Consider the following 20394-nt stretch of genomic DNA (forward strand, 5'->3'; position numbering starts at 1 on the left):
GGCTGGGAGCTTACACCCTCTCCGTATCCCCGACCAACAGCCCGATACCCGCCATCAGCGCATCCTCGTCGTACGGCTTCCTGATAACAGGCACGTTGCCGAAGTCGTCAGGCACCATGCTGGCATCGGCATAGCCGGTGGCGAACAGGAAGGGGATGCCGCGGCGGTGAAGCTCGCGTGCGACGGCGATGGATGTGTCGGAACCGAGATTGATGTCGAGGATAGCCACATCCGGCACATAGCTCTTCAGCTTCTCGATGGCCATTGCCGAGGAGGTCGCGGTTTCGATTGTCTTGATGCCGTTGTCTTCCAGCATGTTCTCCACATCCATGGCGATCAGCATCTGGTCTTCTACGAGCAATATTTTCAACGTTTCCTCCCGGTTGGACCGTCTGGGTTGTGGTACGGTGTCATCCTCCGTCTTCATCTCGGAAGCTGTCATGACTGCTGAGATATGGCGGGAGGGCAGGAGAATTTCCACCTCCAGTCCATCAGGCAAATACCGAATGGTGCTGCGTCCGCCCAGATCGTAGGGGATGCTGCGGCTGATGAGCGCCGTGCCGAACCCGGAGCGTGATGGTGTGGGCAGCTTGGTAGGCAGAGTTTCGCGCCAATGTATCAGGCAATCGCGGTTTTCGTCGACTTCCCAGCGCAGATCCAGTTTTCCGCCGGTCTGCGCAAGCGCGCCGTATTTGGCAGCATTCGTCGCCAGTTCATGCAGTACGAGGGCCATGACGGAAAATGCGCGCGAATCGAGCGTGACCTGTGGTCCGGCGAGATCAACAATAGCCTCGGCTGAACGGTGCGGCGACAATTCGGCGTCTAGCAGGTCGCGCAACGACCCGCCGCCTTCACCGCGAATGATCTGGTCATGGGCAAAGGACAATGCCTGGATACGACCCTTCAGCGCACCGACATATTCCTGCAGGGTTTTACCCTCCTGCGAGGGATTGCCGACCAGCGATTTGATAATGGCGAGAACGTTCTTGACGCGGTGGTTGAGTTCCTCGTTCAGCATGCGCTGGCGCACTTCCGCGCGCTCCCTTTCGCCCGCCATCAGCTCGCTGTGATGGAATGCGACCTCGACCAACGCTATTCTTGCGGCTTCGGCAATTTCCCGGTCCGCATCGGACCATGGCTGCGCCTGCAGGCGCACGGTCTCCTTCCAGATCGCGAAGCTCTTGCGCGGCGTGAGACGATCGCCGAGCGGACCGGTCTCATAGGATTTTTCCGGGTTGCCGGCCCAGTTCAGGTTCTGCACGATCTCCCTGCGGAAAAACAGCAGATAGTCGTTTTTGACCTGCGACAGCGGAATGGCGAGCATTCCGGCTGCGATATCCGCATAAATCTCCGCTTCCGGTATGGCTTGCGAGATGGCATGGGTTGCCCAGACCCTTCCCTCACTGACAGAGGTTACGAAGCGCGCCAGCCTGGGAATGGCATCCGCGGGCGGCGTTGCGCCGTGGCCGTGCCAGTTGTTGTCCACCCAAAGCCCGACGCCGTCGCATGGCATCAGATCGGCAAAATCCTGGAAACTGTCGATCAGCAGTTCCTCGATGTGCGCGTGATGGGCGGCGAGCCGCAGGAAGCGGTCTAGAGCTGCATGGGCGTGGTTGACGGTATCGAGTTTGCGCTTCTGCTTAAGGACCTGCAAATGCATGGAGAAAAACTCTCCAAACATTTCTGCGGCGATCCTGACTGACATCGTCAGAACGCGTGGCGAATAATGGTGGCAGGCGATAAGACCCCACAGGGCGCCATCGACGATCACCGAAATCGACATGGAGGCACCAACGCCCATATTGCGAAGATATTCGCAATGGATGGGAGAAACGCTGCGCAAATGCGCAAATGACAGATCAAGCGGTTCACCAGACACATCGATGGCGGGCAATACGGGAACTCGTATTCCGCTGGCGTCGGAGATGATGCGCAGTGTGTTTTTAAGATAGAGCGTGCGGGCCTGCTGCGGTATGTCGCTCGCCGGAAAATATTGTCCGAGAAAGCTTTCCAGTTCCGGCTGCTTTGCCTCCGACACGACCTTGCCTGCACCGTCATCCTCGAAACGGTAGATCATCACCCGGTCGTAACCCAAGGTCGCCTTTACCAGCCGGGTTGTTCTCGAAATCAGGCTTTCGACCGTGTCTGCCTCGCGAATGCGGTCCACCATCTTACGTGCGGTGCCAAGCGGCTGGGTCTCGCTCCCCGACGGTTCGAATTCGATGATCGTCGTGGATTTATAGCGGTGGAGCGCAATATCGAAGCTGCGACCATCGCGCAGTTCCATATTGGGCAGCATGGCAGGGCGGGTGGTTCTGCCAGTTACCGTGAGTGCGTTGCGAAGGTCATGGACGAGATTTTTACCAAGCACTTCTTCGGCGGTTCTGCCGTTGATATCGCCATCGACGCGCAAAATCTCGCGACAGTTTTCCGAGTGTCGCAGGACCATGCGCATGGCGTTATCGCAAGCGATCAGGCAGCCGTGCGATTGAATATAACCTGGAATGTGGATGGGTTCGCGGTCGCAATTTGTCAGGTCGACATTATAATCAGTGGATGCCATGAATCTATCTCTCGCACCCTCTGCCTGTCTTGCACTGAAAATAGTTTAGTCGTCCGCAGACGGGAAAGCCTGAATGGTTCATTCTGATAGTGCCAATCCTTCCCCGTTTTTTGCAACCGTGACGCCGGTATTCCGTTCTATTAAAGGCAGCAGCCATGTCATGGAAGCACGCCTTTTCGCCATCAGTTACAATTCGACATGGTCCAACGTTTGCAGTGCCTAATTTGTTCCGAATTTTCTAAAGGAAATAACGTGCCGCAGAAGAAAATGACCATTACCACCACCCACGGGCAGGGGCTCTACGAATTTACGTCCGAGGCCGAGCGCTTTGTGAAGGAGGCAGGCGTGGACGAAGGCCTTTTGACCGTCTTCGTCAGGCACACATCCTGCTCCCTGCTTATCCAGGAAAATGCCGATCCGGATGTTCGGCGCGATCTGGCGATATTTTTTTCCCGCCTCGTGCCACCTTCCGACGATGTCTCCATGCGCTGGGTCGTCCACACGCTCGAAGGCCCTGATGACATGCCTGCTCACATCAAATCGGCCCTGACCGCGGTTTCCATCGGAGTACCGATCAGCGATGGCAGGCTTACCCTTGGCACATGGCAGGGCCTTTATCTTTTCGAACATCGCGACCGGCCGCACCGCCGTGAAATCGTTCTGCATATCTCCCCATGATTCCCGTCAAAAGCCCTGCCTTTTCCTTTCGTTTTCCCGTTAATATCTCTGAACGTCTGCTGAACATGCGGTTCTGTCGGCGTTCAGGCGGGCGGGTCTAGGGTCTCGTCAATCGCCGGGGGACGTCCCTGCCGGCGCAGAAACAAACGGAGTGAGTTCATGTTCAGTACCTTCGCAAAAGCCGGCCTGGCTGCCCTCATCGCCCTCGGCGGAATTTCCGTCACCGCTCCAGCTGCTTCGGCTGGCCCGGATGTTCAGCTCAGAGTTCAGGTTCAGGATGGATACGGTCATGACAGAGGCCGCGGCCCGGGCTGGGGTCGTCCCGATCGTCCTGGTCCGGGTTGGGGCCGTCCTGACCGCCCGCGTTACGGTTGCTCGCCGCGGCTTGCGGAGGAAAAGGCTAGCCGCATGGGTCTTCGCCGCGCGCGCGTTGTCGATGTGTCGCCGCGCCGTGTCGTGGTTGCAGGCTTCGACCGTCGTGGCCCTGACCGCATCTTCTTCGCCAATGAGCGTGGTTGCCCGGTGATCCGTCGCTAAACGGCTGATATTGATCCGCGGAAATCCCCCGCCCTTCGCGCGGATCAAAAAAAATGCCCCTCGCTTGTTATGACAGGCGGGGGGCGTTTCTTTTTGTGGCCTCTCGGGTGGCGGTTGCGCGCAGCCGTTCGGCAAATGCGGGCGGCGGGCAATGCCGCCGCTCCGACTGTTTTATTCGCCCAGGGCGAAGGTGACGTTGACCACCACGCTGTAGCTGTTCTCACCCGAAGCGATCGGCACGCTGTCGGCCTCCTTCGCCATCGAAGCGCGCATCATGGCCTGCGGCACCGGCATGGGGCGCTGCATGTTCTCGCTTATCTGGATCACGCGTCCAAGCTTCACGCCCGCCGCTTCCGTCAGCGTTTTCGCTTTGGCCAGCGCATCGGCAACCGCCTGCTTGCGGGCCTCGGTTACGGTTGCTTCCGGCTTGTCATTGGTGAAGGTAATATCGCCGCCCTGGTTGATACCGAGCTTGACGGAGGTATCGAGTATCTCGCCCAGCTTCTTCAGGTCGCGTACGCGCACGGTCAGTCCGTTGGAAACTTGATAGCCGGTAATTTCCGGTGCAACGTAAACGCCGTCTTTCGGCTCATAATGCTTGTAAAGCGGCTGCACGGAGAAATTGCTCGTCTGCAGGTCGCGGTCTTCGATGGCGGACGCCTTCAGCGATTTCAGAACCTCGGCGAGCGCCTTGGAATTCTCTGTCAGAGCCGCAGCCGCCGTTTCCGCCTGCTTGACGACACTGAATGACAGGATCGCCATATCGGGCGCGATTGCCGACTGGCCTTCGCCGGAAACACTGATGGTTGCTTCGCGCGGAGTGGCATCCTGCGCAAGGGCATTACCGGCAAGCGGCATCATTGCTGCTGCGGTCAATGCACTAAGTGCGAAAAGGCGGGCCTTTGTCGTCGTCATGGTGTTTCCTCGTTGATTGTGTCCCTTTGCAGGGTATTGCCTTAGATTGTGAAGCTAATACGGCAACGGCAGCTTGCGATAGCATCAATGGCTTGTCGGGCCGTAAAAATTACGTTAGAGCGTGACCCACCGGATTCGAACCATTGCGAAGCCGGTGTTTCGGATAATTTTTCCGAAAGGGCCTGTAGCTCAATGGTTAGAGCCGGCGGCTCATAACCGCTTGGTTGGGAGTTCGAGTCTCTCCGGGCCCACCATTTTCCTTATATTTTGAACGAGTTGGTGCGATTCCGTATAGCAAGTCGATACATCATCGATCATTGCGCATTCCTTGGATTTTGCTCATCCAACAAAAAATCCGACCAGCCATTCAGACTGATCGGATTGTTCATTACGGATTTTCAGCTATGGGGTCAGTCGCAGACCCGCATGCTTTCGGTGTGCCAGCCGCCATCATAGGAATTGGGAACGCGGCGGTCTTCGAACCAGCAGCGTGGGCGGGGCGGCGGTGGTGGCTCGTAGTAGCGGGGACCGCTGTTGCCGCCGTTGGCGATTGCGCCGCCGATCAGGCCGCCGATAACGCCTGCAGCCAGTCCGCCGGCAATCGCAGCACCATCATTGTGGCGGCGGTGTTCGCGATAGGGAGGTGGGGGCGGGCCGCCACGGTCGTAGCGCGGACGATAGGGATAGTCCTGCGCGGCAGCGGTGCCGTAGGACGCGAAGACGCTGCCGGTGGCAACCAGCGCGGCAAGGGTTGTAAGAATGATCTTTTTCATCGAGGGCTACTCCATAAGCCTGCTTCGGGAGATAGAGGCTCATTATGCCCGCATGATGGCACGGGCCGGCTGAACGGTCCGTGAATATCTCATTTTTGCGATGTTCACATTTTCCACGTTTTTACAGTCTCAGGGCGAAGCTGGTGCGGCGTTCCGACAAAGAAAAAGCCCGGCACTTGGCCGGGCTCTTTTGCTGACGTTTGTCGACGCTATCAGAACTTCACACCAAGGCCGACCTTGACGGTGCTCTGGTCGAAATCGGTGTTGACGCCGAAGATGTCCTTGTCGCCATAGTCATTGTAGCGATATTCAATCCTGCCGAACACATTGTCGGTGAAGGCATAGTCAAGGCCAGCGCCGACGGTGTAACCGTTGAACGTGGTGCTATCCTTGCCGGCGCCAGGCGTTTCGATGAAGCCGCGCGTCGCTGTCCAGCCGGCGGTACCATAGATCAAGGCACGGTCGAAAGCGTAACCGACACGGCCACGAACAGAGCCCTGCCAGTCGGTGCCGATGTTCACGCCGGCATAGTCATTGTCGTTCCAGTTATAATCGACATCGCCTTCGATACCGAGGACGAAATTATTGTCGAACTGGTAATTGTAACCGGCAAAAGCGCCCAGAATGCCGCCATCGAAACTATCCGACGCGACGGGGCCGCCAGCTGAAAAATCGCCGTTCGCCCAGCCTGCGCCGCCTTGAATACCAAGATACGGACCAGACCAGGTAAATACCGGCAGGGTTTCCTGCGCGACCGGAGGCGCCGGGGTTTCGTAGACGGCATCCGCAGCCATCGCGGTGCTGGCGGACAGGGCCAAGAGTGACGTTACGATCAGCGTTTTCATCGTTTTTCTCCCTGAGCTGATTGACTTCTATAACATATATTAGGTGCATTTAATATGGGTTGGAGATCGGCGGTTCCAAGGGGCACATTGTTCCCTCGAGTTGCCGGCCTCCCTTGCCCAAATCGCGACGTTTTTACCGCCCCGTCATGCTGTTCTGATGCGGCGAACGCCTTCAACGGCGTTTGGTTCCTTTCGCCGCCTTGTCAAAGCGACGGAAGCGGGGTCACGCTTGGTTGTCTTGACAGCGGGGGGCACGACCATAGAGTTGTGCCGGTCTGCGGCAATGCCGGTGCTTCGGCACCTGGATAGGGCTGATGTTGCGGGCAGGAATGGGTAAGGGAGGACAGGATCGCATGCGGGTTAGTTTTCATGGGGGAGGGGCGACGTGATTGTCGGAGCCGTTCTCAGTGCCATTCTTCTTCTCACCCTCATCGCGTTTCCGCGGCACCTTAAACCGGTCGTCATCTGCCTGCTGTTGATCTGGGGAACCACTGCCGCCTTTGTCATTTACGACTGGCAGCGCGGTAGCCAGCGGCTCGACCATGTCATTGCGACGGCTAGCTTCGATGCGGCGTGCACGGATGCGGCATTGCCGATCCGCGTCAGCTTCCGCAACGACAATAATGTTGCCGTGCAGCGCCTGACCTATACGCTTGAAGGGTTCGAGCCTGCCTTCCGCGCCTCCGTCGCCTTCGATCCCTATCAGGTGAGTGAAAGGCGGATCGAGGCCGGGGAGACCTTTGCCGCTTGCCGCTCTTTCCGACTGCGCAACAATGAAACGGTAGATCCGCAACGGCTGGAATGGCGCGTCACCATCGTTTCTGCAGAATTCGATTGAACGGCTGTCGCTGCTTCCGACCCTCACGGTTTCTTGAACATTTTCGGGCTGTCGCCTGAATCCCTTGTTTCGCAAGGGGTTCGTAAAGGTGCCCGCGTCGTTGCCGGCCACGCCGAGGCCGCTTTCGCCGTTGCGGGACTTGTTTTCGCCGATTTGCAATGCCACCTGCCCACCTGTCCGATGAATGTTGCGGGTTTAGGTTTTGCGTATAGTTCTGAAGTTTCTGAAAATTGCCGCCATTGGCCTGGTGGCTCTGCCGGTTCTGGCCGGCGCGCATATGGGCATCGGCCAGCTGACCGGAAATTTTCACGAGGTCATTCCCGGCGAACTTTATCGTTCGGCCCAGCCGAGCGGCAAGGACATCACTGCCTATGCCAAGGCCTACGGCATCAAGACGATTATCAATCTGCGCGATGAAAAGCGTGAAGGCTGGTATGACGCCGAAAGCCAGGCAGCGAAAAACAACGGCGTCCGGCTGGTCGATTATCCGCTGAGTTCAAGCGAGAAGGTCTCGGTGGAGGAAGCGGAAACGCTCGTCGCTGTGCTGCGCAACGCTGAAAAACCGATCCTCATCCATTGCGAACACGGCGCCAACCGAACCGGGCTCGCCTCCGCGATCTATGTGAGCGCTATTGCCGGCAAAAGCGAGGCTGCCGCCGAGTTCCAGCTTTCACCCTATTACGGACATGTGCCGATCCCGGGTATCGGCCGTTATGAAATGTACCAGTCCTGGGATGATTTCGAGGAAACTATCGGATTTTGAGGCGCCTCGATATGCCGACACCCCGGATTTGATCCGGGGTCCAGCATGATCACGTCCGGTATGACGGAGCGTGTCAGATGCTTCATTCTTGCAGCGGCCTCAATAGGAGCCGCCGCCTTCCTTGATCACTTTCGTCAAACTTCCCGTTGCCGGAAATAGCGGGATCAGGCAGGCCTGAAGCGCGTGGTAGATGTCGCCCTTGCCGGGGAATAGCGTGTTGGCTGGAATCAGATTTTCCGTCAGCTCCTCGTGCCAGCCGCCATTGTCGTGGTCGATGAAATTGTTGGCGATCGTGCTCCAGATGCGGCGGTAGCTGTCTTCGTAGAATTCGTCCGCCGGCAGATTTTCGTTGAGGAAGTGGGCTGCACCCGCCGCCTCGCACATGGGCCACCAGAGCTTTGCCGTCTTGTCGGGATTGTCGTGCCAGTCGAGCGTATAAAAGAAGCCGCCTTTTTCGCGGTCCCAGCCAAGCGCCATGGATTGCACGAAGAGCGATTTTGCCGCCACCGGCATCCAGTCGTGGCGGCGTTCGCCCAGCACCCACAATTGCAGGATGAGGCGCGCCCATTCCAGCCAGTGGCCGGGAGTGGAGCCGGAGGGGCGGAACATTTCGTTGCCACGATACTCCTTGTCGAGCGTCCAGTTCTCGTCAAAATGCTCCGGCACGCGGAAATCCAGCTCACCGGCGCGGCGGCGGATGACGAGATCGGCGATGCGTTCGGCCTTTGTCAGGTAATTGCTGTCGCCGGTCGCCTCATAGGCGGCCATCAGCGCTTCGGTCAGATGCATGTTGGAATTCTGGCCGCGATAATTGTCGACGGGTGACCAGTCGCGGTTGAATTCCTCGGCGATAGCGCCGTGTTTTTCTTCCCAGAAACGGGTTTCCAGAACCTCGGTAATATCGGCCAGCATCTTGTCAGCAAGCGGGTGGCCGACAGTTTTGGCGGAGGAAGCTGCCAGAAGCACGAAGGCGTGGCCATAACCCTGTTTGGTGGCGTCCACCGGGCCGCCATCGTTGACCTGCCAGAAATAACCGCCGTGCTCGCTGTCACGATGATTGTCCCAGAGGTAGGTCATGCCGTGGTCGACGATATCGCCGCAGCCCGGTCGTCCGAGCAGGTGGCCGATGGAGAAGCAATGCACCATGCGTGCCGAGGCATGGATGCCGCGCACGGGATCGTTTTTCTGCAGCGGTGCGCCCTTGGCGTCGAGATCGAAGAAGCCGCCGGCCGGATTGACGGCGCGGTACTGGAAGAAGTCGAAAAGCCCATCGGCCTGTTTGACCAGCCACTGGCGATGCCATGGCAAGGTGTTCCAGTTCCGGTTGTTGTGGTCGTCCTCGGGCATTTCGTCCTCCATACGGTTTGCTGCTTCGGCTTATATCCTTGCTGCATAAACCTGTCATCTGTCAGTGAAATTTCGTAGTCTGCCGCAACGACGCAAAGCCATACCTATACCTTGAAGATATATTGACATAAACATATCTTTATGTGACTTGACGGCTTGCGATCTTGCAAATCGAAATGAGGAGTGCGCCCGTGTTTGACGATCTGTTCGGCCCTGAAGGGGCAAAGCGCGACGGCGCGGAAATTTTGCGCGCGCTGCGCCAGGCCGCCAGCGAACGTATCCTCATTCTCGATGGCGCAATGGGCACGCAGATTCAAGGACTGGGGTTTGATGAAGATCATTTTCGCGGTGATCGTTTTATCGGCTGCGCCTGTCACCAGCAGGGCAATAACGACCTTCTGATCCTGACCCAGCCGGATGCCATCGAAGAAATCCATTATCGCTATGCGATGGCGGGCGCGGATATTCTCGAAACCAACACGTTTTCGTCGACGCGCATCGCGCAGGCGGACTACGAGATGGAAAATGCCGTCTACGATCTCAACCGCGAAGGGGCGCAGATCGTCCGCCGTGCTGCCCAGCGGGCTGAGCGCGAAGATGGCCGCCGCCGTTTCGTTGCGGGCGCTATCGGCCCGACCAACCGCACCGCCTCGATTTCGCCTGATGTCAACAATCCTGGTTACCGTGCCGTCAGTTTCGACGATCTGCGCATCGCCTATGGCGAGCAGATCGACGGGCTGATCGATGGCGGCGCGGATATCATCCTCATCGAGACGATCTTCGATACGCTGAACGCCAAGGCCGCAATCTTCGCCTGCGAGGAGCGCTTCGAGGCAAAGGGCATCCGTCTGCCGGTGATGATATCAGGCACGATCACGGACCTTTCCGGCCGCACGCTGTCCGGCCAGACGCCGTCTGCTTTCTGGAACTCGGTGCGACACGCCAACCCCTTCACCATCGGCCTCAACTGCGCTCTTGGTGCAGATGCCATGCGTCCGCATCTGCAGGAGCTTTCGGATGTGGCCGACACCTTCGTCTGCGCCTATCCGAATGCCGGCCTGCCGAACGAATTCGGGCAATATGACGAAACACCCGAGATGATGGCGCGCCAGGTGCAGGGTTTTGCCCGCGACGGTCTTGTCAACATCGTCGGCGGTTGCTGCGGCTCGACGCCCGAGCATATCCGGGCGATTGCCGAAGCCGTCAAGGATTACAAGCCGCGCCCCATTCCCGAGCACAAGCCCTTTATGTCGCTTTCGGGTCTCGAACCCTTCGTGCTGACCAAGGACATTCCCTTCGTCAACGTGGGCGAACGTACCAACGTCACCGGCTCGGCCCGCTTCCGCAAGCTGATCACCGCCGGCGATTACACGGCGGCGCTGGCTGTTGCCCGCGATCAGGTGGAAAACGGTGCGCAGATCATCGACATCAACATGGATGAGGGCCTGATCGACTCGCAAAAGGCGATGGTGGAGTTCCTGAACCTCATTGCCGCCGAGCCTGATATTGCCCGCGTGCCTGTGATGATCGACTCATCCAAGTTCGAAATCATCGAAGCCGGTCTGAAATGCGTGCAGGGCAAATCGATCGTCAATTCGATTTCGCTGAAGGAAGGCGAGGAGAAGTTTCTCCAGCAGGCGCGGCTCGTCCACAATTACGGTGCTGCGGTCGTAGTCATGGCCTTTGACGAGGTCGGGCAGGCGGATACCTATCAGCGCAAGGTGGAAATCTGCACGCGCGCCTACAAGCTTTTGACCGAAAAGGCGGGCCTGTCGCCGGAAGACATCATCTTCGATCCAAACGTGTTTGCGGTGGCCACGGGTATCGAGGAGCACAATAATTACGGCGTGGACTTCATTGAAGCAACCAAGACCATCCGCGAAACCATGCCGCTCACGCATATTTCCGGTGGCGTTTCCAACCTGTCCTTCTCCTTCCGCGGCAATGAGCCGGTGCGTGAGGCGATGCATGCCGTGTTCCTCTACCACGCCATCCAGGTCGGCATGGATATGGGCATCGTCAATGCCGGGCAGCTTGCGGTTTACGACAACATCGATGCGGAATTGCGTGAGGCCTGCGAAGATGTGGTGCTGAACCGCCGCGACGACGCGACGGAGCGGCTGCTTGACGTGGCGGAGCGTTTCCGCGGCACGGGTGAAAAACAGGCGAAGGTGCAGGATCTTTCCTGGCGCGAGCTTTCCGTCGAAAAGCGGCTGCAACACGCGCTGGTCAACGGCATTACCGAATTCATCGAGGCCGATACGGAAGAGGCGCGCCAGCAGGCCGCCCGCCCGCTGCATGTCATCGAAGGGCCGCTGATGGCGGGCATGAACGTGGTCGGTGACCTGTTCGGCTCTGGCAAGATGTTTCTGCCGCAGGTGGTGAAATCCGCCCGCGTGATGAAGCAGGCCGTCGCCGTTCTGCTTCCTTACATGGAAGAGGAAAAGCGCCTGAATGGCGGTGAACAGAACAAGGCCGCCGGCAAGGTGCTGATGGCGACCGTGAAGGGTGATGTGCACGATATCGGCAAGAATATCGTCGGCGTCGTTCTTGCCTGCAACAATTACGAGATCATCGATCTCGGCGTGATGGTGCCGACGACGAAAATCCTTGAAACGGCGATTGCCGAAAAGGTCGATGTGATCGGTCTTTCCGGTCTCATCACGCCATCGCTTGATGAAATGGTGCATGTGGCGGCGGAAATGGAGCGGCAGGGTTTCAACATCCCGCTGCTGATCGGCGGCGCAACGACGAGCCGCGTGCATACGGCGGTGAAAATCCATCCGCGCTACGAACAGGGCCAGGCGATCTATGTCACCGATGCCTCGCGTGCGGTGGGCGTCGTCTCCGCACTTCTCTCCGCCGAGCAGAAGCCAGCCTATATCGACGGCATCCGGGCTGAATATGCCAAGGTGGCGGAGGCGCATGCCCGCAATGAGCGCGAAAAGCAGCGTCTGCCGCTTTCCCGCGCCCGCGAGAATGCGCACAAGATCGACTGGTCGACCTATAGTGTCGTGAAGCCGCAATTCTTCGGCACCAAGGTGTTCGAGACCTATGACCTTGAGGAGCTGTCCCGTTACATCGACTGGACGCCGTTCTTCCAGACCTGGGAGCTGAAGGGTCGTTATCCCGCTATCCTTGAAGACGAGAAGCAGGGTGAGGCCGCGCGGCAGCTTTATGCCGATGCGCAGGCGATGCTGAAGAAGATCATCGAGGAAAAATGGTTCCGGCCGCGGGCTGTTATCGGCTTCTGGCCCGCCAATGCGGTGGGCGACGACATCAGGCTGTTCACGGATGAAAACCGTTCCGAAGAACTGGCGACCTTCTTCACGCTGCGCCAGCAGCTTTCCAAGCGTGACGGACGCCCCAATGTGGCGCTTTCCGATTTCGTCGCGCCTGTCGATAGCGGCGTTGCGGATTATGTCGGCGGCTTCGTCGTCACGGCGGGTATCGAGGAGGTGGCGATTGCTGAACGCTTCGAGCGGGCCAATGACGATTATTCGTCGATTCTCGTCAAGGCGCTGGCCGACCGTTTTGCGGAAGCCTTTGCCGAACGTATGCATGAGCGGGTGCGCAAGGAATTCTGGGGTTATGCGCCCGAAGAAGCTCTTGCCGGCGATGAGCTGATCGGTGAGGCCTATGCCGGTATCCGCCCTGCGCCGGGTTATCCGGCCCAGCCTGATCATACCGAAAAGAAAACCCTGTTCTCCCTGCTCGACGCCACCAACGCGGCGGGCGTGGAACTGACGGAGAGTTATGCCATGTGGCCCGGCTCCTCCGTCTCCGGCCTCTATATCGGCCATCCCGAGAGCTATTATTTCGGTGTTGCCAAGGTGGAACGCGATCAGGTGCTGGACTATGCGCGTCGCAAGGACATGCCGTTGGTAGAGGTAGAGCGCTGGCTCGGACCGGTGCTCAACTACGTACCGGTAAACGGTGCCGAGGAGATCGACAGCGCGGCCTGACGTTTCGGCCACCGTTGTTGCAATAAAAAGCGCGGGTCCTGCCCGCGCTTTTTTGTGTCGTCTTTGGGCTTACGACCTTAAGGCCGCCAGTTCCTCTATGCCGACATGGCTTTCGATCTCGCTGCCGCGCAGATAGAGGTAAACGCCGATGCAGAAGGCGAGGACGGCGATGAACACCAGATACCACGCATGCGCCATTGGATTGACGGCCAGCGCCATCGTTACGCCAATCGGTGTCAGCCCGCCGAAGATGGCATAGGAGACGTTGTAGGCGAAGGAGAGGCCCGAGAAGCGGACCGAGGCCGGGAAGGCGCGCACCATGACATAGGGCACTGCACCCGCCATGCCAACCGACAGGCCCATGACGCCGTAAAGCACGAACATGGTTTCTAGCGATGTGCCGGCATAGCTGTAGAAAGTGAAGGTGGCGATGCCGAAGAAGATGCTGGCGGCGATGAAGAAAATGCCGGAGCCGACACGATCGATCAATGCGCCGGCGATGATGACGCCGAAGATGAGGAACAGCGTGCCGAAGCTGGTGCCTGCTAGCGCCTGCGTCGGTGTGTAGCCATAGAGCTTCTGCAGGAAGGTTGCCGTCATCAGCGTGGTAACGACGATGGCTGCGGACAGAACCCAGGTCAGCAGCGCGGAAATGATCACGCCGCGCATATGGTGCTTCAGCACGAGGCCAAGCGGAAGCTTGTCCGTCAGCGACTTCGACTTTTTCATCTCCATGAAGATCGGAGTCTCTTCCAGCCAGCGGCGCAGATACACGGCAATCAGGCCGAATATGCCGCCGAGCAGGAAGGGAATGCGCCATGCATAGGCCGCCACATCTTCTGCTGAGAAGAGGGAATTGATGGCAAAGGCAATCAGCGAACCGAGCATGATGCCGAACGAGAGGCCGGACGTCAGAAAACCGCAGGCGAGCCCGACGCGGCGAAAGGGCACGTGCTCCGCAACGAAGGTCCAGGCACCCGGCACTTCGCCGCCAATGGCCGCACCCTGCAGCATGCGCAGGACGATGAGCAGTATGGGGGCCGCAACGCCGATGGTGGCATAGGTCGGCATCAGCGCCATGCCGAGCGTCGAAAGCGCCATGAGCAGGATGGAGAAGGCGAAGACGCGTTTGCGGCCATAACGATCGCCATAATGCGCGAGAACGATGCCGCCCAGCGGCCGCACCAGATAACCGGCGGCGAAGATGCCGAAGGTCTGGATCATCACCAGCCAATCGGGCATTTCCGGCGGGAAGAACAGATGGCCGATGACGGTGGCGAAAAACACGAAAATGATGAAATCGTAGAACTCCAGCGCGCCGCCGAGGGCCGAAAGGCCGAGAGTTCTGTAGTCCTGCCTGTTCAGGGGCCGGGCAGCTGCCGGTGTGGTGGTGGGAGACATAAGCCTGCTTCTTTTTCTAATTCACATGTTGCTAATGGGCATGAGGCAAGCGATGCGCGATTTCAAGCCTTATCAGCTCCTAATCGCTCATGAATTTTGATGGACGATCAAGAAAGCGCCGCAGGAAACTGATGTTTTCCAGCTCATCATAAAGACGCTCGGTGATGCCGTTCTCGTCGAAGTAATAAATCGTCGCTTCGGGAATGGCCAAGAGCACCGGCGAATGGGTTGCGATGATCAACTGCCCACCACTATCTGCCGTGTGACGGACGAGGGCTGCAAGCTCCAGCTGCTTTTGCGGTGAAAGAGGACTTTCCGGTTCATCGAGAAAATAAAGGCCGGCGCCGTGCAGGCGCTGCTGCATGATATCGAGAAATCCCTCGCCATGCGAACGCCGGTCTATGACGTTGCTTCTGACGATATGCCTGAAAGTGTCCGGTGTTTCCTCGGGAAAATCTTCGCCTCTTTTCAGGGCTTTTTCCCGCTCCCAGCGAAAGTCATCCAGGGTCTCTTCATTCTGCTTGCGGATGTAGCCAAGCACGTCTTCGGCGCGCATGAACATGCGGATTTTCGGGTATTTCTTGCGGGCGAAATAGAATGCCTTCGCCACGGTTTCCGCATGCTGAAGATAGAGGTCGCCGGCAACCTGTCCATGATTGCCGATGGCATAGGCCGTCATTCCGGCCGCCAGCCCTTCCAGCAGCGTGGATTTGCCGGAGCCGTTATTGCCGGCGAAAAAGGTGATCGGCGTCTTGAATTCGAGGCGTTCCAGCTGGCGCAGCGCCGGAACGGTAAAGGGGTATTCGTCCCTTCGGTCCGGAGTTTCCTTCATGGTCACGCTGTCGAGAAACAGCATTTTCAATCCTCTTTATCGATGCTTCTTTTTCTGTGCGTCCGTTTCCCGCGGAAGAGGAATATATTATATTGGTGTATATTATAAGTATCAAAATTACATCTGTGTATTTTCAAAGTAATTAAATGAATAGTCATCGATTAAATTTTATATTAAGGCGATTGTAGAAATATATCCCGATATTTTTGTATTGCGGGGAAGATATGAATCAGATTGCGCTGGTTTACGTCGCCATCATATTTTTGTTCGCGTCTGCTGTGGATGCCGATGCCAAGCGTTTTCGGTTTTTTGCGGTGCCTGGCTTCAGTCGCGGTGAGACGATCGACAGGGTCTACGACTTGCCCAATCAAACGACTTTCGTGGTGGAAGGGAAGTTCTTTGACCTCGGCTATCTGAACAGCAGTAGTGGCGACGCTTATGTTCTTTATAATGGCGACCAATACGTGAAGTTGGACGAGGTGGGCCTTAAGGGCATTTCCAGTATGCTTGGATTTGACCCTACCGTCGACGACCGCAAAAAACGTGCGGCGGCTTCGGAGGCGGCTGAGCCTATAGGGAGACTGATAGGTGGGTTTGTGCTGCTCGTGGGCCTGTTCGTGCTCCTGCGCAGGGGTATTCGCTGGTACTATCGGTCGGGTAGCAGAAACGCTCGTCTCGAGCGGGAAGATATCGAGGAGGTCGTCGAATTACCGGAACCCCGTCCGCCGACCATACGTCAGCAACGTGCTCCAGTTACCCAGGATTATACGCCCGCTCTCAATGAGGTTGCACCGCCGACCAGAAGACCGGAGGCCGCGCCAAATCGCGCGGGGATGGCAGCACGGCCATTCGGACGCAGGAATCCCTGATGCCGTCTAGACAAACGGCATTTTCCGGGACGTTCCGGCTGTGACTGTTATTCGAACCGGTCGATGATGCTGATGCCACTTTCCTGGAAACGGTCCATGGCGGGAAGGGCGGTGATGGCATCGGAAAGGGTGATGTGGCGGCCGATCAGTTTTTCGGGCGCGAGCTTGCCGCTCTCGATCATCGCCAGCATGTCTTCGTAGCGCCATGCCTGCATGCCGTGGCTGCCGTAAATCTCCAGCTCGTGGGCAATAACCCGGGCCATGGGGATGGCTGGCATGGCGTGATCGGCCAGCATCAGCCCTACCTGAACGTGGCGCCCGCGCCGGCGCAGGTTATTGATGGAATTGCAGCAGGTCTGCGGGTGGCCAAGCGCGTCGATAGAGACATGCGCGCCGCCGCCGGTCACTTCGCGCACCGCCTCCGTGACGTCGGCAACCGAGCGGCTGTTGATGGTGGCGGTTGCGCCCAGTTGGCGGGCAAGTTCGAGCTTGTCTTCCGCAATGTCGATGGCGACGACCTGAGCGCCGAGGCCTGCGCCAATCATGATGGCGGAGAGGCCGACGCCGCCGCAGCCATGTACCGCCAGCCACTCGCCGCCTTTCAGGCGACCCTGGTCCGTCACAGCCCGGAAGGACGTGGCGAAACGGCAGCCGAGACCGGCGGCAGTGGCGTAGCTCATCGTATCAGGCAGATGAACAAGGTTCTGGTCCGCGTAATCGATGGCGACATATTCGGCGAAAGAACCCCAATGGGTGAAGCCGGGCTGGAACTGCGTCTCACACACCTGTTGATTGCCGGAGCGGCATTCATGGCAACGGCCGCAGCCGGAAACGAAGGGAACGGTGACACGGTCGCCTGTCTTGAACCTGGTAACGTTCTTTCCGACCGCGGCGATAACGCCGGCGAATTCGTGGCCGGGGACATGCGGCAGGCGAATATCCGTATCGTGGCCCATCCAGCCATGCCAGTCGCTGCGGCAGAGGCCCGTCGCCTTCACCTCGATGACCACGCCGCCGTCGGTCGGTTCCGGATCAGGCAGGGATGCCACAATCGGGGTCTCGCCGAACAGTTCGTAAAAAAGCGCGCGCATCCTGGCCTCACATTGTCGGTAAGCAGATTTGAATTATACCTGCTCTATCTGCTTCCGACGCTGGAGAAAAGCCATTTAATCTTTGATCACCATAAGATCACCAGCCGCGAATTTAAGCGTTACTTGTTCTCCCAGGGCGGGCGGTGCGGTTCCGGGATCATTGAACATGTCGAAAGACAAGGTCGAACCGCCGAGATCAAGACGGGTTCGGATGACCGAACCCAGGAACTGGCTTGAGGTGACGATACCGGAAATAGCGACGTCTCCCTTCGCGTCAGCGCCGAGAGCTCCTGCTTCCGGGCGCAATGCGAGGGTGATTTTTTCACCGTTTGCAACATCGACCGGCTTGTGGAGGGTCACGTTCTGCTCCCCGACACGAATTGTGCTGGTAGAGGAATCGACGACGGTTGCGTCGATCAGGTTCAGCGTGCCGACGAAGGAGGCGACAAACCGGGTCGCGGGTTTGTTGTAGATATCGAAGGGCGAACCGATCTGGTCGGCGCGGCCGGAATTCATGACAACGATACGGTCGGAGATCGACAGGGCCTCTTCCTGATCGTGGGTCACGAAAATCGTGGTGATGCCGAGCTTTCTCTGGATCTGGCGGATTTCTTCGCGCAGCGATACGCGGATCTTGGCATCGAGCGCGGAAAGCGGCTCGTCCAGCAGAAGCACTTCCGGCTTCGGGGCCAATGCGCGGGCAAGCGCCACGCGCTGCTGCTGGCCGCCTGACATCTGGTAGGGGTAACGATCCGCCAAATGCTCCAGATGGATGAGCTGAAGCATTTCCTTCACGCGTGCATCGATCTCGGCTTTCGGCTTGCCGGCGACTTTGAGCCCGAAGGCGACATTTTCGTAGACGTTCATGTTGGGGAACAGCGCATAGGCCTGAAACACCATGCCGATATTGCGCTGGTTGGGCCTGAGCGTCGTCTGGTCCTTGCCGTTGATGACGATCGATCCGCCGGTCGGGATTTCGAAACCGGCGATCATGCGCAGCACGGTGGTCTTGCCGCAGCCCGACGGGCCTAGAAAGGAGACGAACTCGCCCTTTTCGATGGCCATGTTGAAATCATGGACGACCTGTACGGAGCCGAAGGATTTCTTGATATTGCTAAGTGTCAAAAAGCTCATGAAAATCTTGTCCTCAGGCCTTGGGAGGCGCGCCCTTCTGGTAGCGTGAAACGAGTTGGATCAACCCAAGGCAACCCCAGGTGATGCCGAAGGAGATCACGGCAAGTGCAGCCGGTTCATAGGCGCGGTTGGCGCCAAGCAGCTGCATATAGGGGCCAAAGGCCGGGCGGTTCAAAAGGGCGGCCATGGTGAATTCACCAATGACGATGGCGAAGGTCAAAAACGCACCTGACAGCACGGCGACCAGAACATTGGGCAGGATGATGCGCGACAGAATGGTCGTCCACCCCGCGCCAAGGCTCTGCGCCGCTTCCGTCAGCGTCGAGACGTCGATGGTCCTCAGACCAGTATCGACGGCGCGGTACATGTAGGGCAAGGCTAGCGTGGCATAACCGAACATCAAAAGCAGGTTGGTGCCGAAGGTCGTGCCGGTCAGCGGAAGCCAGCTAGAGGTGTTGTAAAGCCTGATATAACCGAACACGATGACGATGGCCGGGATGACCAGCGGCAGGAGCGTGATGAATTCGATATAGGGGCGCAGGCCCGGCAGTTTTAGGCGGACCCAATAGGCCGTGGGCACCACCAGCAGCACACCGAAAACGATGGTGAAGAGAGCCATCACCACCGAATAGCTGAAGGTTTCCTGAAAACGCGGGTCGGTGAGCACCTTGCCATAGGCGTCGAAGGAATATTCACCGCGGCGCATTTTCAGCGAGAAGTTGGTCATGCCGATCAGCGGCAGGGCGAAATAGAGCAGGCCAAAGATCAGCGCGCCCCAGGCGAAGAATTTCTTCATTTGAGCCACCTTTCGCTACGGGCGCGCAGCCAGATGTAAAGCGCATTGGCAATGCCGGTGACGACGATCATGCCGAAGGCGAGAGCGTAACCCAGATGCGGATTGCCGAGAACGTCGCCGCGGATCTGCGCGAAAAGCAGAATGGGCACGATGTTGAGCGACGAGCCGGTAAGCGCGATCGCGGTGGCCACCGCACCGAATGCATTGGCAAACAGCAGCGACATGGTGCCAAGCAACGATGGCAGGAGGATGGGGAAGGCCACCATGCGCCAATATTGCACGCCGGTCGCGCCAAGGATTTCCGCAGCTTCGCGCCACTCGCGCTTCAATCCGTCAAGCGCCGGCGTGATGATGAGGATCATCAGCGGAATCTGGAAGAACAGATAGGTGACTGTCAGGCCCCAGAAGGACAGGATGTTGAAGCCGAGGAGTCTCAGATCAATGCCGATCTGCGTCTTCAAAAACACGGTGAGTAGGCCGACCGGGCCGAGTGTGGCGATGAAGGCGAAGGCGAGCGGCACGCCGGCAAATTGCGATGCGACGCCCGAAAATGTCAGGAGTGGTCCGCGAATGCGCTGCGGCAGCCCGCCCAGAACCACGGCGGCGGCGACGGCAAAACCAATCAGGCAGCCAAGAGCCGCCGAGGCGAGGCTGATCTTGATCGAAATCCAGTAGGCCGCGAGGATGGACGAGGTGAAAAGCCCGGCGACGTTTTCCAGCGTCAGGCTGCCATCGGGACGCTGGAACGCACCGACCACGATTTTCATCGTCGGAAAAATCAGAAACAGCAGAACAAAAACAGCAAAAGGTACGACGCCTAACCAATGAAGCGGCAACTTTCTGCCCGCATCGGATGGTCCGCCGGTGTTGGTTGATGGCATGCCTGGTCCCCAAACGCCGTTTTCAAACGGTCTGTCTATAAAGTTCTGTATTATCGCACGTCCGGTAAAAACGGAATCGTCAGACGCACTTTCGATCTTTGTTTTGTGCAATTTCCGGGGGTAAAACCTAGGGAGTTTTACCTGAAATGCTGTCAAAGAAGCACCC

Annotated in this window: 17 protein-coding genes and 1 tRNA gene; 7 read left to right on the top strand and 11 right to left on the bottom strand. The window is 58.1% G+C overall.

Annotated elements, in window-relative coordinates:
- Nucleotides 1-10 precede the first annotated feature (10 nt).
- A complete protein-coding gene (locus AB4Z23_RS09680; protein ID WP_421477151.1) occupies nt 11-2563 on the bottom strand; it encodes an HWE histidine kinase domain-containing protein in 2553 nt (850 codons plus the stop codon).
- 252 nt (nt 2564-2815) lie between these two features.
- On the opposite strand from AB4Z23_RS09680, the gene AB4Z23_RS09685 reads away from it, so the two are divergent.
- Together AB4Z23_RS09685 and AB4Z23_RS09690 are read left to right on the top strand one after the other, a co-directional pair.
- Entirely contained in the window at nt 2816-3241 is a 426-nt protein-coding gene (locus AB4Z23_RS09685) for a secondary thiamine-phosphate synthase enzyme YjbQ (RefSeq protein ID WP_038491704.1), read from the top strand.
- 159 nt (nt 3242-3400) lie between these two features.
- Complete coding sequence (locus AB4Z23_RS09690; protein WP_003513350.1) at nt 3401-3778, top strand: hypothetical protein; 378 nt, start codon at nt 3401-3403, stop codon at nt 3776-3778.
- Between the two features lie 171 nt (nt 3779-3949).
- Here the strand turns inward: AB4Z23_RS09690 and AB4Z23_RS09695 are convergent, their stop codons facing one another.
- Nucleotides 3950-4693, bottom strand: coding sequence for an SIMPL domain-containing protein (locus tag AB4Z23_RS09695; protein WP_112154043.1), 744 nt, complete (start codon nt 4691-4693; stop codon nt 3950-3952).
- A gap of 178 nt (nt 4694-4871) precedes the next feature.
- On the opposite strand from AB4Z23_RS09695, the gene AB4Z23_RS09700 reads away from it, so the two are divergent.
- Nucleotides 4872-4947: transfer RNA gene (locus tag AB4Z23_RS09700), tRNA-Ile, on the top strand.
- 156 nt (nt 4948-5103) lie between these two features.
- Here the strand turns inward: AB4Z23_RS09700 and AB4Z23_RS09705 are convergent.
- Together AB4Z23_RS09705 and AB4Z23_RS09710 are read right to left on the bottom strand one after the other, a co-directional pair.
- A complete protein-coding gene (locus tag AB4Z23_RS09705; RefSeq protein WP_003513347.1) occupies nt 5104-5466 on the bottom strand; it encodes a hypothetical protein in 363 nt (120 codons plus the stop codon).
- A gap of 212 nt (nt 5467-5678) precedes the next feature.
- Nucleotides 5679-6311: an outer membrane protein gene (locus AB4Z23_RS09710; RefSeq protein WP_003513345.1), complete on the bottom strand. Its 633-nt coding sequence runs from the start codon at nt 6309-6311 to the stop codon at nt 5679-5681.
- Nucleotides 6312-6696: 385 nt separating this feature from the next.
- Between AB4Z23_RS09710 and AB4Z23_RS09715 the strand changes: the two genes are divergently transcribed.
- A complete protein-coding gene (locus AB4Z23_RS09715; RefSeq protein WP_003513344.1) occupies nt 6697-7149 on the top strand; it encodes a hypothetical protein in 453 nt (150 codons plus the stop codon).
- A gap of 202 nt (nt 7150-7351) precedes the next feature.
- Nucleotides 7352-7912, top strand: a complete 561-nt coding sequence (locus tag AB4Z23_RS09720; protein ID WP_421416599.1) for a dual specificity protein phosphatase family protein — start codon at nt 7352-7354, stop codon at nt 7910-7912.
- A 99-nt stretch (nt 7913-8011) separates the two neighbouring features.
- On the opposite strand, the gene AB4Z23_RS09725 is transcribed toward AB4Z23_RS09720, so the two are convergent.
- Entirely contained in the window at nt 8012-9271 is a 1260-nt protein-coding gene (locus AB4Z23_RS09725) for an AGE family epimerase/isomerase (protein WP_162995195.1), read from the bottom strand.
- A gap of 179 nt (nt 9272-9450) precedes the next feature.
- Between AB4Z23_RS09725 and metH the strand changes: the two genes are divergently transcribed.
- Nucleotides 9451-13224 carry a methionine synthase gene (metH, locus tag AB4Z23_RS09730; RefSeq protein WP_019565253.1) on the top strand — a complete coding sequence of 1258 codons (3774 nt, stop codon included), beginning with the start codon at nt 9451-9453 and terminating at the stop codon, nt 13222-13224.
- A 69-nt stretch (nt 13225-13293) separates the two neighbouring features.
- On the opposite strand, the gene AB4Z23_RS09735 is transcribed toward metH, so the two are convergent.
- Entirely contained in the window at nt 13294-14625 is a 1332-nt protein-coding gene (locus AB4Z23_RS09735) for an MFS transporter (protein ID WP_441360073.1), read from the bottom strand.
- 79 nt (nt 14626-14704) lie between these two features.
- Nucleotides 14705-15481 carry an AAA family ATPase gene (locus AB4Z23_RS09740; protein WP_112682246.1) on the bottom strand — a complete coding sequence of 259 codons (777 nt, stop codon included), beginning with the start codon at nt 15479-15481 and terminating at the stop codon, nt 14705-14707.
- Nucleotides 15482-15681: 200 nt separating this feature from the next.
- Between AB4Z23_RS09740 and AB4Z23_RS09745 the strand changes: the two genes are divergently transcribed.
- Nucleotides 15682-16326, top strand: coding sequence for a hypothetical protein (locus tag AB4Z23_RS09745; RefSeq protein ID WP_421477155.1), 645 nt, complete (start codon nt 15682-15684; stop codon nt 16324-16326).
- A gap of 47 nt (nt 16327-16373) precedes the next feature.
- Here the strand turns inward: AB4Z23_RS09745 and AB4Z23_RS09750 are convergent, their stop codons facing one another.
- From AB4Z23_RS09750 to AB4Z23_RS09765, 4 genes are all read right to left on the bottom strand, one after another.
- Nucleotides 16374-17417 carry a zinc-dependent alcohol dehydrogenase family protein gene (locus tag AB4Z23_RS09750; RefSeq protein WP_013636543.1) on the bottom strand — a complete coding sequence of 348 codons (1044 nt, stop codon included), beginning with the start codon at nt 17415-17417 and terminating at the stop codon, nt 16374-16376.
- 75 nt (nt 17418-17492) lie between these two features.
- Nucleotides 17493-18551: an ABC transporter ATP-binding protein gene (locus AB4Z23_RS09755; protein ID WP_003513332.1), complete on the bottom strand. Its 1059-nt coding sequence runs from the start codon at nt 18549-18551 to the stop codon at nt 17493-17495.
- Between the two features lie 13 nt (nt 18552-18564).
- A complete protein-coding gene (locus AB4Z23_RS09760; RefSeq protein ID WP_003513330.1) occupies nt 18565-19347 on the bottom strand; it encodes an ABC transporter permease in 783 nt (260 codons plus the stop codon).
- Entirely contained in the window at nt 19344-20228 is an 885-nt protein-coding gene (locus AB4Z23_RS09765; RefSeq protein ID WP_003513327.1) for an ABC transporter permease, read from the bottom strand. Before AB4Z23_RS09765 ends, AB4Z23_RS09760 begins: the two co-directional genes overlap by 4 nt.
- Nucleotides 20229-20394 lie beyond the last annotated feature (166 nt).

The sequence above is a fragment of the Agrobacterium sp. MCAB5 genome (assembly GCF_052114365.1).
In the GTDB taxonomy this organism is placed as follows: domain Bacteria; phylum Pseudomonadota; class Alphaproteobacteria; order Rhizobiales; family Rhizobiaceae; genus Agrobacterium; species Agrobacterium tumefaciens.